Source organism: Rhizobium sp. CC1099, from assembly GCF_029714385.1.
Taxonomy (GTDB): domain Bacteria; phylum Pseudomonadota; class Alphaproteobacteria; order Rhizobiales; family Rhizobiaceae; genus Rhizobium.
In genome coordinates this window covers 1,909,721-1,922,092 of the sequence record NZ_CP121642.1, presented here as the reverse complement: position 1 = coordinate 1,922,092, position 12,372 = coordinate 1,909,721, and the positions used below count along the sequence as shown (strand labels likewise).

Below are 12,372 nucleotides of genomic sequence, written 5' to 3'. Positions count from 1 at the left end.
ATTGTCTGCCAACGGGCCGGGAGGCGAACTGCACAGGCCCTGCGAGGCTGCAGCAGTGGTCCGCCATCTCGTAGGCGATGCCCGCAAAGTCAATTGATGTCTTCAGGAATGAAGCCGCCTGTCTGACGTTTCCAAAGGCGGGCAAACAGGCCATCCTGTTCGACCAGTTCGTCCGGGCTGCCTTCTTCCACGATGCGCCCCTGATCGAGCACGACGATTCGATCCATCCTGGCGATGGTTGAAAGGCGGTGTGCGATGGCAATGACCGTCTTTCCCTCCATCACCAGATTGAGTTTTTCCTGGATGGCTGCCTCAGATTCGCTGTCGAGTGCGGAGGTCGCCTCGTCGAGCACCAGAATGGGCGCGTTCTTCAACAGGACGCGCGCAATGGCGATACGCTGGCGCTGGCCGCCGGAGAGCTTGATGCCGCGGTCGCCGACGAAGGCGTCAAAACCCTTGCGGCCTTCGCCGTCCGCAAGATCGGCAATGAACGCATCGGCCCTTGCCGTCTTTGCCGCCTGTTCGATCTCGTCCTGCGTCGCCTCTGGCCGGCCGTAGCGAATGTTGTCACCGATCGAACGGTGCAACAGCGAGACGTCCTGCGCGATGACCCCGATCGCGCGGCGAAGGCTTGCCTGCGCGACCATGCGGATGTCCTGTCCGTCGATCAAGATCGCGCCGTCGCGTATGTCGTAGAAGCGCAGCAGCAGGCTAACCAGCGTTGTCTTGCCCGCCCCGGACAAGCCGACGAGACCTACTTTTTCGCCGGGCCGCACCGTCAGCGACAGCCCATCGATCACCCGCTTGCCGGTTTTATAGGCGAAGCGGACATTGTCGAAACGGATCTCCCCACGGTTGACAGTCAGTTCGGCCGCGTCCGGCCCGTCGATGATGGTGGGCGGCGTCGTCATCACCGGCATGGCGTCCTTGATGGTGCCTATCGCCTGGAAGATCTGCTGGCCCATCTGCAGGAAGGTGAAGGTGTGCCCGGACAACCGGTGGAGGATGTAGACCGCCGCGACGAACTCGCCTACCGTGAGAAAGCCGTTGACGAGGCCCGAGAAACCGATCGAAAGAATCGACAGCCAGAGCGCCATGTTGAGCGCTACGACGATCAGTTCCGACGTCCGGTAGATGCGTTGTTCCTTGTGCTGCGTTTGCACGGCCTTCTGTAGGATGCGGCGGATGGCGCCCGCCTCGCTGTCTTCAGCAGCGAACTGTTTGATCATCTGCATGTTGCTGTAGAGATCAGTGATGGCGCCGGCGACCAGGCTGCGCTGCTTGGCGGTGCGGCGCGAGCGTTCGGCAAAGATCGGCGCAAGCCTGACGGCAAGCGCGACGTTGAGGATGATCCAGACGAGGACCGGCAGGGCGAGCTGCCAGGACAACGTGCTGAGCAGGATCATCGAGCCGACCATCTGCAGCAGAAAGCGCGGGATGGACTGGAATGCGGCAATGATCTGCTGCTGTACCGCGGACGCCACCTGCGACAGACGCGAGGCAACCTGTCCGGCAAAGAGTTCGTGAAAGAAGGCGAGATCCTGCCGTTCCACCGCCTTGTGACCCTGCCACTGGATGGCGGCCGGCATGCCGACGCCCAGCGTATGCGAGGTGAGGGTGTTTACAAGGAACGAGGCGACCGGCGTGCCCGGAAAGATCAGGAGGCCGAGAAAGGCAAGAAGCGGCCATTCGCTGTGCAGGAAGGCGAGGGCGCCTTGAGCCGTCACGCCGTCGACGATGACCGAAAGCCCCCAGACGATCGTCAGGCTGATGGCCTCGACCACCATCGAGGAAAGCGCCAGGACGATCAGAACGCCGCGGAACATCGAGATGAAGTGCAGAAGGACCGCGACCGGGCCCTCGGAGGGCAGCGGGCGGTAGGGGATCTCGAGCGGCCGGACCAGCGTCTCGAAGGGACGGTAGATCGCATCTGAAATCGACATGGGCCGCTCGGGTCAAAAATCGGGGGAGGGCTTGGGGACACAGCTACGCGGGTTCGCATAGGACCATCTTCCGGCTGCAATCTCAACTAGAAAATCTCAGCAGATGTTCGAAATTGAGGTCGTGAAAAACGGATCTGATATCGTGGGACAGCAAGCGGGCACGCGATCGCACACAGTCCCGACATCGGTCTCGGCGTGGCAGGAGTTGCTCTCAAGAGCGGCCTGCGACGCCTCGTCGCCGACATCAAACAAGGCTCGAAGCTGGTTCGCCCGTTCAACGAGATTGGGGAGCGTAACACTGCCGGGCTACCGCCGGATGATCTATCGGAGCCGTCGATCTGGAAGTTGTTAGCGGTTTGTAAACAGCACGAAGAGGCCTTGCGGGATGGGTGCAGCATCAGCGCGCCAGATCAGTATCGCCGTGGACGCCGGATCCCGACCTTTATGGCCCGCGAAAGGGCATAAATGAGAAGCAGGAGTTCCCGCAAAACAGCAGCCTGGTGTACGCCCTTCGTGAGTATTAGTAATATAATTCGCCCCGTTGGCGGAACAATCTCGGCTGTTTTCCGTTTCGGCCGCATGACATCGGAACCAGACGAACCGGCCGTGCTGCAGTATCTGCCGTACGAAACTGACAAAGCTCTTGTTCGGCAGTTGCAATCGCTGCCGACATTTGCCGTGCCTTCAGACACTGACGAGGCTTTCGGCCCCTACTTGAAAAGACTTGACGCCATTCGCGAACGCCGCGGCGAAGGCACCTCCACAGAGTAGTTCGTAGGTGCGTCCGATCCATCCAAGGAAATGGGGTCCTGTTCCTCGTTCGACTCGGCATCGTGCCTGTGTTGCTACACCGGCATGATCCAAGAGCCGCACCTGCAAAACCATAGCGACATCAAGGAAGATCAGGGCTGGCCTGACGGAAAGATCGAGAGCTCAGTTTGTTAACAAATGCTGTCGAAACGGAGCGGTGCCGATCAATTACCATCCAAGCAAAGCTTGGGTGCCGACAAGGCGGGCGAACGCGTTGCACCTGTTCGTCGGCACCGAGGCCTCCTTTGCCGCCGTTGCGTCATACGGTCAGCAGGTTGGCAATCCGCATAACCGCAAGTGCGCTTGCGTCGTTGCGAGCGCCCTCCTTCGTCCCCTCGGCACAGGTCCACACGTGATTCTTTTTGGCCTGGAACTCCTTGCCGTCTTGCAGAACCATTAGTTCCCCTTCGGTGATGTGGCAGATCATAGCATTGGGCATGGCGCTGACAGGCAGGTTCGACTGCGGCTGAAACACGAGATCGATGAGCGAGACTGTCTTGTAGCCGGGGATCATCGCAGCCCCCTTGCCGAGCTCCACAGCGCGGACACCCGGCGCCAACTCCTTTCCCTCGTCGGCTCGGTAGGTTTGGGCCTGCGCCGAGCTACCGCCGCCCGCCAGTGCGGCCGCTATGGCGCTAAAGGCGGCGGCGCCACCGTAGACGAAGTGCCGACGCTCCACGGACATTTCTTTGCTGTCGATAAACATGAAATCAACCTCCCTGCTAGGTTACCTCCGATTGAAGATCTCTGGTGCGCCGCAGACATCGGGCGATGGCGAGATCATCCTGAACCTCGCTCGGCGTTAAACAAGAATGCCGTGCAAACAGCTTCTAACGGCGGGGTGTTTTTCAAGCGCCGCTCTGGAAGGCGGCACGATCGCAGCTAGGATACTCCTGTCTCCCGCAGCACTCCACAAGTAAGCGGCAGAATGTCGATGTTCCAAGCCTTCTACCGGGCAATCAACGGCGAACGGAACAAATCCCTGCCGTTTTCCGTTACCGTCGCACGACATCGGGAAACAGACAAAGCGAGGGAGTCCAGTATCCTGAGATTTTACGATATCGCGTCTTCGCCAAGACCGGTAAACACGCGATCCTGATACGTCTTAGCAGACGATTTCGCGGGTAGGGAGGGCTCGTCATCTGATGTGCGGCAGGCCCTCGTTCCATCTGGAGGAGGACCGGATGTACGAGCGGACGATTGGGTTCTTGGTGGCGGCCGAACTGTCAGCTATGTTCTGGGCCGCTCTCTTTCTCGTGCTCGGTTCCATTTGAGGATCGTTCTGCCGGCCACGGCCGGTTCAATTGCACGCGCCGCCGCCGACGCTGCCCGGCTCGGAAATCAAGGGTGCTCGGCCCTTTCTTGCCTTAAGTAGCATGCACACCAGTCTCTCCTTAACCGGGGGCGGCTTTGGGAAGACAGATCTTGCGGTTGTTTCAAGCAGTGGTTGCGCGGACGGCATACTGCACCGACGGACAAGTTGCGACGAGGGCTCGCCTTCGGATGGGTGGGCTAAGGCGAGCCCTGGCCGTACCTTGTGCCGCTGCTGCCTTCGGAGCTTTGCGACACTTGGAGTACGCGGTACAAATTGAGGGCCCTCCCTGGCTGCACGAGGAGAGCCCTAACCTTTCGCGCGCGCAATGCGCACTTCGGGTCACTCAGAACATGCATTATGCTTGATGCGGATGATATTGGACCGAAGTCTGAATATTGGCGGGACTTTGGTCCTAGCCGGGCGTTTGTTTTCCATGAAACGTGACTGCGGCTCACATATTGAGAGATCATCACAAGGGAGGACAACTTTTTGGTGAGGGCTGCCATCAGCGAAATTCCAAACCTTCGATGCTTTACGCCCAGGGCGTCATGGCAGACAAAGAGCCTGCCGCGCATATGTTGCATTTCTTGATCGTCCAAGAGCTGGACGAAGCAATTGCCGAACCAAGACGGCGCGACCTTGCCATGCCACAGGCACCAGACCAGCATTGAAGAAATGCCCGCGAGGAGCAAGGAAAGCGGTGAAATACAGCTGCAACGCCAAGCTCGCCAGTGGGAACAAAGCCGCTCGGCTAACCTCATTGCCGCCACCGGAAGTCGCTGGTTTTGCGGCGAAACGGCGCCGTCTGATAAGATTGTTTAATGCCTAGTCAAGCGCACTTCGGGAGGCATCTCTTCCCTAACCGCCCATAGTGTCGAACGGAACACCTGCTTCTTTCGCTGCTGCGATGAAGCTTGCGCGGGCTTCGTCAGGTTCTCGGATACCGGCTTCGACGTCGGAGCAGATCAGCAACGCGGCCATGAACGCCTTTCCGTCCGCCACCGGCCAAGAATTCGTGAGAACCTCGAGCGCCTCGGCTGTGGATGCGATGGTCGAGAGCTGCCCGGTCCTCCTGCAGATGATCATTACGGGGTGATCCCAACGTCTGTTACTCATATTCCGCCCCTCGCCAGAAAAGCAGGTTAACGATGGACGGCCGCGCGATGCAAGTGGAGAACGTCTGGCATCCCTGGCAAGGCGCGGACTAGTTCCAGCCTGATCGCAACGAATTCCAGCTGCGCTCCTCACCATCGGACATGCACAGGAAGAGAAGCGGCTTTCGCGCGGCGGACGATATCGTTTGGCCCCAGCCGGCGCTCGCAGATGTCTCGGGCTGCCGCACCCCATTGCCACGGGTTCGACATCATGAAAAGAATGAAGGTGTCTGACTTGGTGGTGGGCGTTTGAACTGATGGCCAATGGGCCGCGGTAGCGAGACGACACCGAACGTTTACGAAAAGCGATCACTGATGCCTGGGTGACGGCGAATGCGTCTTCTGGTCGAGATCGCTGCCGCTTATCTGTGATGGAAGTCCCTGGATTGCATATCTGGGAAGGCGCTGCCATTTGGACCCAACAGTGTTCCGGTTGAGGATGTCCATCAGTTCAGTGGCATTTTTTTCAGTCAGATCAGTCAGTTGCTTGCACCCTATCATGGCGGGATAGCCGGTGACGGTGTCAAACACCGTCCATTTGCCGTCTTGTTCCGCGCGGCAGCCGTATGGCATGTAATGGATGTCGGAAGACATAGAACCTCCTTTCGCTGAAGGCAGCGAAGCCCACGAAACGGGGCGAACCTTAGAGGTTGCTTCAACATCATAAAATTAGCAAGCTCTTAATTAATAGTCTTGGGGCGCTGGCTCAATGGGCCAGGACGAAGGGCGTAGCAGCCGCGAACTCATCGAACAGCAGAAGCGCAACGGCCGCAATTTCCTGTTGCGACTAGACATCCATTGGATGGGTGCGACCAAGCTCGGCGAGCCGCGGGGCGTGGCGAACCTGTCGGTTCTCTTCGCAAGTTTTCCAACTGTGTTGAGCACCAAGTGCACTGTCATGCGTCCATCCTCTTTTTGTCGAGGCCAAACGCCCTGCATCGTTGAAAGCAGCCGCCACGCCGTGGGAATTCTCACAACATCGGCGGTTCTGGATCAGGATTGATCTGCTCGATAATGTCCGGCGTGTCGTTGTTCGGTGAGCCTACGGCTTTGCCGATCGGCCACATAGTCATCAGTTCGGAGGGGAACGGTTTCATCAGATCATCGGGCTCCGGCTCCGGCGACAGCCAGCGCTCGTAGTCCTCTGGATGCAGAATGACCGGCATACGGTCGTGGATCGCAGCCATCGTTGCATTCGCCGGGCAGGTGATGATGGCGAAGGTGCGAACATCGACGTCGGCCGCATTGCGCCAAGCTTCCCAGATGCCGGCAAGTGCGAAGGGTGCGCCTGACTTCATGGCGACGGCATACGGTTGTTTGTTCTTGCCCGTGCCCAAGATGTCCTTCCATTCGAAGAAGCCGTCGATTGGAACAAGGCAGCGGCGAGCGCGATAGGCAACCTTGAATTTGCTGTTCCTGGCGATGCCTTCTGAGCGGACATTGACCTGCGGCCGCCCTCCCGGTTTCATCCATCCAGGTATCAAGCCCCACCCCGCGCTGACGAACACCGGTCCCATGACATCCGGTTCGCGCACCATTTCCCTGATGATGATCGGATAGTCGAGCGACGGGGCGCCGTTATACCTCGGGAACTGGTTGGCCAGGCCGAGCACGCCTTTGCGATCGGCGAAAGCAAAGGCATTCATCATGCTTTCGAGGTTGGTTTTGATGAATACGCGTCCGCACATGTCAGGGCTCACTCGAAATTCTCAAGAGCTCTATTTAACGCGCCATTTTGCCTTTGAGCAACGTCTGACGCTATTCATCTGGAAGCCTCTCGCTCGTATGTCGGTGCAACGAGCGCAATGCGATAATTGCCGCGACGGCTCCGGCTCGTGGCATGACCGTGGTGACACGGTTGCGCGATCGGACAGGTGCGCAGATCGCTCATTGGCGACGGACGGCACCCGATGATCTTCTTGGAATGAGAGTAGGTGCTGACACCCGAATACGGTCCTCGTTAGGAATGTCCCTACCCAAGAGATCAAGGGCATTCGATGCGATCTGATCAAAAGGCACACGCAATGTGGTCAGTGGCGTTGCCAGGTGACTGACGATCGGGATGTCGTTGTAGCCCACAAGCGAGACGTCATCGGGGACCGAGAGGCCAAGCCTCGCCAGGCCGGAGAGTCCACCGATCGCTGTGTTATCATTGACCGCGAAGATTGCGGTTGGCCGCGGCTCGACCCGCATGAGAGTTTCGGCGGCCTCCGATCCGGAATCAATGCCGAAGGTCGATGGAACGATGTAGGCCGGATCGATTGTTACCCCAGCTTCGTTGAGGGCCTGCTTGTAGCCCTCGACGCGCCCGCGGGAACTGGAGGCATACGACGGTCCCGCAATAACACCGATACGGCGATGCCCAAGATCAAGGAGATGCCGGGTCGCCAGATAGCCGCCGAGCTTGTCGTCGCCGACAGAGGACAGACTTCGGCCATCTGTGCGCAGTGCGAGAACGAAAGGCACGCCTCGGTTGGTCAGCTCCTCAGGAAAATTATCGTCCTCGCGGGCAGTCGAGAGAATGAGCCCGTCGACGCCACGTTTGAGCAAGGTTTCCGCGGCCAGGCGGTCGGCTTTTGGCTTGTCGTCTGTCGTCGCGACGATCGCGAAGCGGCCGGCGCGACTGCAAGCTTTGGCGAGGGACTCGTAGAGCATCGCCATAACCGTATCAGTGAGACGTGGTACGATAACACCGATCGTCATGGTGCTGCCGCGCCTCAGGCTCGCGGCGGAAAGGTCACGAACATATCCGAGATCTTCGGCAATCTGTCTGACACGCCTGGCGGTTTCACTCTCGGAACGAGGCAGTCTCTCGTCGAGAATTCGCGAAACCGTGGACTTGGACACGCCCGCTGCAGCCGCCACTCCGTGCAAGGTCACGCGTGACTGACGCGACGCCTCATTTGCCTTTGAATTCATTACGACTTTCCGCTTTCCAGGTGTTGTGACCGCTTGCATCTTCTTAGGATGCCCTAAAAAAACTGTTGACTCCAGAATTTTCGGCAACGATAGTGGGAACGTTCCCACAAACGATCCCATCGCTGATCGTGAGGACAGCGATCGAAGGAGGAAAATCAAATGCAACCGATGGATCTGCGCGGTCTAAGCCCAGCGCCGGTAACCGCTTTCACTCGCGGCGGCGAAGTCGATCACAAGGCCAATGCTAAAATCGCCAAGTGGCTGGTTTCGATGAAAGGCGTAAAAAGCCTTGTCATTCTCGGCCATGCTGGCGAGGGCACATTCCTGACAGAAGAAGAACGTCTGGCTCTCATTGGCACCTATGTGGAGGCCGTCGACGGCTCTGTGCCGATCATTGCGGGGATTACCGGGGAAGGCACCAGGGTCGCCGCCGCCGAGGCCAAAAAATGCAAGGAAGCCGGCGCGACCGGCGCGCTCGTTTATCCTAACCATGGTTGGCTGCGGTTCGGCTTCCAGAAGGGCGCGCCGCAGGACCGCTATAAGGCAATTTGGGAAGAATCCGGTCTTCAGTGCATCCTGTTCCAGTATCCGGATACGACCAAGGCCTCTTACGACCTCGACACGCAGCTTGCGATCGCGACCCAGCCAGGCGTGGTCGCCACCAAGAACGGCGTCCGCAACATGAAGCGCTGGTATGTCGAAATCCCCGAGCTGAAGAAGGCCAATCCGAATCTTCAGGTTCTCAGCTGCCATGACGAGTGGCTGCTGCCGACGATGTTCGACGTTGATGGTTTGCTCGTCGGCTACGGCAATATCGCACCGGAACTGCTGATCGACCTCATCAACGCTGGTAAGGCACAGGATTATCCGGCCGCCCGCGCAATCTTTGAACGGCTCTTGCCGGTAACCCGCGCGGTCTATCATCGCGGTTCGCACATGGAAGGCACGGTCGCCCTGAAGCTCGGCCTCGTTCACCGCGGGATTCTGGATCACGCAACGATCCGCGAACCGTTGAAGAACCTTGGCGAAAAGGCAGAAGCCGAAGTCTTTGCAGCCTTCGACGCAGCCGGCATCGGTCGGGTCGAACAGTTGGTCGCCGCAGAATGATCCCTGAAGCCTCCGCGACTGCCGCGGGGCCTTTCGAAGACGGGAGGAAACGTCGCGGAAATCCGGAGGCTGTCCCGCGAGCGGACGCCTCGATGTTCCACTAAGGGCGGGTTACCGATCGGCTAACGCCCCCTCGGATTGCGGTTTTCCGCCGTCCCGGGGCGGAGCGGTCACTTCAAATCGTGGATTTGCGCCTTCGGCTGGGAGAGAGACGAGCGCGGGGGCAAAAGGAGGAACAGAATGAACATCCAACAACCGATCCCATCCACCCAAGCGCGCAGCTTTGACCCTCAGGCCGAAATCAGCGCCCGCCTGGAGCGACTTCCCGTCACCCGTGAAGTGTTCTGGGCGCGCAACATTGTCGGTGCCGCGACCTTCTTTGACGGCTATACCGTCATCGCAATCGCCTATGCCATGCCAGTTCTCGTGCGCGAATGGGGGTTAAATCCATCCCAGACCGGCATGATCCTGTCTATGGGATATCTTGGGCAGTTGCTCGGGGCGGTCCTGTTTGGCTGGTTGGCCGAAAAGATCGGTCGCCTGAAGGTTTTGCTCTTCACGATCCTTCTATTCGTCAGCATGGACGTTGCTTGCCTGTTTGCAGCGGGCGCCGGAACGATGATGGCATTCCGTTTCGTGCAAGGTATTGGAACAGGCGGTGAGGTGCCGGTCGCCAGCGCCTATATCAATGAGCTCATCGGATCCAAGGGGCGCGGCCGTTTCTTCCTTCTCTATGAGGTAATGTTCTTGCTTGGCCTCGTCGGAGCCGGTCTTATCGGCTACTTCATGGTGCCGGCCTATGGCTGGAAGGCGATGTTCGTGGTCGGCCTCGTCCCTGCCATCCTGATGATCCCTCTGCGCTGGTTCTTGAATGAATCCCCACGCTGGTTAGTAGCCAACGGCCGATATGACGAGGCCGATCGCATCGTGACCCGGTTGGAAAACAATGCCCGCGCCGCCGGCAAAGAACTGCCGGAGCCGCAAATTGTCGTAGTGCCCGCTCGGCGCAAGTCCGACTGGCGCGAGCTTTTTCAGGGTATCTACCTGAAGCGGACTCTGTCGATTTGGGCTATGTGGTTCTGCGCCTACATGGTTGCCAACGGAACGATTACATGGCTGCCGACGCTCTATCGTCAGACGTTCAACCTGCCCCTGCAAACGAGTATTCTCTACGGCTTCATGACGTCGGCGGGCGGCGTTATTGCGGCCATCATCTGCGCACTATCGATCGACACGGTTGGTCGCAAGAGGTGGTACACCGGAGCGCTTCTGATCGCACCAATCCCGCTCCTCCTGCTCGCCTGGCTGGGCGCGACGTCACCTATCCAGGTTCTGGTTCTCGCCGGCCTTTCCTACGCGATCGTTCAGACGGTGACGTTCTCGCTCTACCTTTACTCGGCGGAGATTTACCCGACGCGTCTGCGCGCCGTCGGAACGGGGACGGGTAGCGCCTGGCTGCGTCTCGGCTCTTCGGCTGGCCCGATCGTCGTGGGCTTCGTAATGTCGTCGATGGGCATCGGGTATGTCTTTGCGACCTTTGCCGCAATCTTGCTGGTTGGAGCTCTCATCACCGCGCTCTTTGCAATCGAAACCAAGGGCCGTGTGCTGGAAGAGTTGTCGCCGTAATGCGTTGAAGGCGGGGGTGGTCCCCTCAATGAGGTATAGATCTGGCGGGCGTGAGGCCGCCAGATCTTGAGAACGGGGATCTAGACCTCATTGCCAAAATGGCGCAGCACCGCCAAGTGATCCAGCGGACGCACCTTACGGATATCGACCGCAAGGTTTGCCCCACTGTTCGGTGCACGAACCTGGACGTGCTCGGAGCGCAAAGGCGGTTCGACGTTGTTGCGGAGGAGTTAGCCAACGAAGCATACGCTATTAAGCACCGAGACCGAAATTAAGGGTGCAACAGTGCGGTGCCTTAAGGTCTCATCGGTCCGGAAGGCCAAGTCTCGAGCGGAGTTCGTCGATCCGTTTCGAGGCTTCCGCTTTCGTCAGTTTCACCGAGAAAAGCTCCGGGGCGTTCGCCTGCTCGGACAACGTCTTCAGATAGGATTGCTGGGCTCCTGTCATAGGCTCGTCGCCACTGACCCAGTCTTCAGGATCCTTTTCCAGGTTCGAATTGGTCGTATTTGCCGTCTTAGTCATCGCTTGAGCTCCTCCGTTGCGTTGATGAAACGACCCAAGGTTCCGTAGGTTCCGAGTTAGGAGATCCGGCAACCCGTTGGAGGTCGAGCGCGCAGGCAAGTTGACAGGCATGCGTCCCACAAAGCTGCGAATGCAAGCTTCCCGGCGACCGGCAATTGAACTCTATCCGGCTCGTGCAATTTTTATTTGATCCAAGCAGTCGTTGCAATGCCGATCGGCGTCCCCATATAAGGGCGATGGTGGCATGTTGGAACGGGCGCCGCCTTTTCGGATCGGTCTTTCGAAGCCCCGACAGGAGGACGGTAATGTCGTCCCCTAAACTTTCCAGTCATCTTACGACTGCCACTATGAGCACGATGGATCGTGTCCTCGCGAAAGCCGGCGTTTATGAACTTCGCCCGATCGAGGACCTCCCGGTCATTCTGAGCGCGACGAAATTTCTCATCGGGCATGTCTTGAACATCCGGGTCGGTGAGGCCGGGTTGCTGTTTGCGCTTCTCAACCGCAGCGAGCAAGCCTCCGTGCCGGTCATACGTGGTCTGAAGCCTTCGATGAATGGGGGCCGCGGGAGCTCAAGCGCAATGCCTGCCCCGGCATCGGCTCGTTCCGATCAAGTACCAACCCAATCAAACCCTGATGGAGAGAAGTGGTAATGCCCCTCAGCTTCCCAAATAGAAGTCGCAGTTTCGACGAAAATCGGAAGGGGGTCCGCTTCTTGGGCTACGATGGAATGTTCGAAGTCCGATTTCTGATCGAAGCGACCGCTCTGCGGTCCACGGACCAACCTAGTCGGTCCGAGATTGAATGCCTCGATGCGTTCGACGCAGAGCGACCATCGATTCTGGAGGCCGCATCCAAAGCCTATAACCGTAGCCGCAGAAACAATTACACACTAACGGCAGAGGACATCCGTCGATAGCCCGTTACATCTATAGGCGGTCAATGTCCCGCAAGGACGGTATGGCCGAGATCCTTA

General features: G+C 58.7%; 11 protein-coding genes. 4 read left to right on the top strand and 7 right to left on the bottom strand.

The features are described 5' to 3' along the window. Positions 1-89: 89 nt before the first annotated feature. The 4 genes from QA644_RS30455 to QA644_RS30440 form a co-directional block, all read right to left on the bottom strand. A complete protein-coding gene (locus QA644_RS30455) occupies positions 90-1,943 on the bottom strand; it encodes an ABC transporter ATP-binding protein (protein WP_283072863.1) in 1,854 nt (617 codons plus the stop codon). A 1,069-nt stretch (positions 1,944-3,012) separates the two neighbouring features. After that, complete coding sequence (locus tag QA644_RS30450) at positions 3,013-3,459, bottom strand: hypothetical protein (protein WP_283072862.1); 447 nt, start codon at positions 3,457-3,459, stop codon at positions 3,013-3,015. 1,467 nt (positions 3,460-4,926) lie between these two features. Next, positions 4,927-5,184, bottom strand: coding sequence for a DUF982 domain-containing protein (locus QA644_RS30445; RefSeq protein ID WP_283072861.1), 258 nt, complete (start codon positions 5,182-5,184; stop codon positions 4,927-4,929). A gap of 347 nt (positions 5,185-5,531) precedes the next feature. Next, positions 5,532-5,816 carry a hypothetical protein gene (locus tag QA644_RS30440; protein WP_194732003.1) on the bottom strand — a complete coding sequence of 95 codons (285 nt, stop codon included), beginning with the start codon at positions 5,814-5,816 and terminating at the stop codon, positions 5,532-5,534. A gap of 115 nt (positions 5,817-5,931) precedes the next feature. Here QA644_RS30440 and QA644_RS30435 point away from each other — a divergent pair, with 115 nt between their 5' ends. Beyond that, complete coding sequence (locus tag QA644_RS30435; RefSeq protein ID WP_283072860.1) at positions 5,932-6,225, top strand: hypothetical protein; 294 nt, start codon at positions 5,932-5,934, stop codon at positions 6,223-6,225. Here the strand turns inward: QA644_RS30435 and QA644_RS30430 are convergent. Both QA644_RS30430 and QA644_RS30425 read right to left on the bottom strand, forming a co-directional pair. After that, positions 6,194-6,910 (bottom strand): SOS response-associated peptidase, encoded by a 717-nt coding sequence (locus QA644_RS30430; RefSeq protein ID WP_283072859.1) that lies wholly within the window; start codon positions 6,908-6,910, stop codon positions 6,194-6,196. The two genes, QA644_RS30435 and QA644_RS30430, sit on opposite strands and share 32 nt — an antisense overlap. 199 nt (positions 6,911-7,109) lie before the next feature. Beyond that, a complete protein-coding gene (locus QA644_RS30425) occupies positions 7,110-8,141 on the bottom strand; it encodes a LacI family DNA-binding transcriptional regulator (RefSeq protein WP_194731892.1) in 1,032 nt (343 codons plus the stop codon). Positions 8,142-8,300: 159 nt separating this feature from the next. On the opposite strand from QA644_RS30425, the gene QA644_RS30420 reads away from it, so the two are divergent. Together QA644_RS30420 and QA644_RS30415 are read left to right on the top strand one after the other, a co-directional pair. After that, complete coding sequence (locus QA644_RS30420) at positions 8,301-9,248, top strand: dihydrodipicolinate synthase family protein (RefSeq protein ID WP_283072858.1); 948 nt, start codon at positions 8,301-8,303, stop codon at positions 9,246-9,248. 240 nt (positions 9,249-9,488) lie between these two features. Continuing rightward, positions 9,489-10,874 (top strand): MFS transporter, encoded by a 1,386-nt coding sequence (locus tag QA644_RS30415; protein WP_283072857.1) that lies wholly within the window; start codon positions 9,489-9,491, stop codon positions 10,872-10,874. Between the two features lie 303 nt (positions 10,875-11,177). Here the strand turns inward: QA644_RS30415 and QA644_RS30410 are convergent, their stop codons facing one another. Beyond that, positions 11,178-11,396 carry a DUF3072 domain-containing protein gene (locus tag QA644_RS30410; protein ID WP_283072856.1) on the bottom strand — a complete coding sequence of 73 codons (219 nt, stop codon included), beginning with the start codon at positions 11,394-11,396 and terminating at the stop codon, positions 11,178-11,180. 652 nt (positions 11,397-12,048) lie between these two features. Between QA644_RS30410 and QA644_RS30405 the strand changes: the two genes are divergently transcribed. Further along, positions 12,049-12,315 (top strand): DUF1488 domain-containing protein, encoded by a 267-nt coding sequence (locus QA644_RS30405; protein ID WP_074072487.1) that lies wholly within the window; start codon positions 12,049-12,051, stop codon positions 12,313-12,315. The last annotated feature ends 57 nt before the right edge of the window (positions 12,316-12,372 follow it).

Coding starts and splice junctions, on each gene's coding strand:
- QA644_RS30455 (WP_283072863.1), bottom strand. CDS start 1,943: ATGTCGATTTCAGATGCGATCTACCGTCCCTTCGAGACGCTGGTCCGG.
- QA644_RS30410 (WP_283072856.1), bottom strand. CDS start 11,396: ATGACTAAGACGGCAAATACGACCAATTCGAACCTGGAAAAGGATCCT.
- QA644_RS30405 (WP_074072487.1), top strand. CDS start 12,049: ATGCCCCTCAGCTTCCCAAATAGAAGTCGCAGTTTCGACGAAAATCGG.
- QA644_RS30420 (WP_283072858.1), top strand. CDS start 8,301: ATGCAACCGATGGATCTGCGCGGTCTAAGCCCAGCGCCGGTAACCGCT.
- QA644_RS30435 (WP_283072860.1), top strand. CDS start 5,932: ATGGGCCAGGACGAAGGGCGTAGCAGCCGCGAACTCATCGAACAGCAG.
- QA644_RS30445 (WP_283072861.1), bottom strand. CDS start 5,184: ATGAGTAACAGACGTTGGGATCACCCCGTAATGATCATCTGCAGGAGG.
- QA644_RS30450 (WP_283072862.1), bottom strand. CDS start 3,459: ATGTTTATCGACAGCAAAGAAATGTCCGTGGAGCGTCGGCACTTCGTC.
- QA644_RS30415 (WP_283072857.1), top strand. CDS start 9,489: ATGAACATCCAACAACCGATCCCATCCACCCAAGCGCGCAGCTTTGAC.
- QA644_RS30440 (WP_194732003.1), bottom strand. CDS start 5,816: ATGTCTTCCGACATCCATTACATGCCATACGGCTGCCGCGCGGAACAA.
- QA644_RS30430 (WP_283072859.1), bottom strand. CDS start 6,910: ATGTGCGGACGCGTATTCATCAAAACCAACCTCGAAAGCATGATGAAT.
- QA644_RS30425 (WP_194731892.1), bottom strand. CDS start 8,141: ATGAATTCAAAGGCAAATGAGGCGTCGCGTCAGTCACGCGTGACCTTG.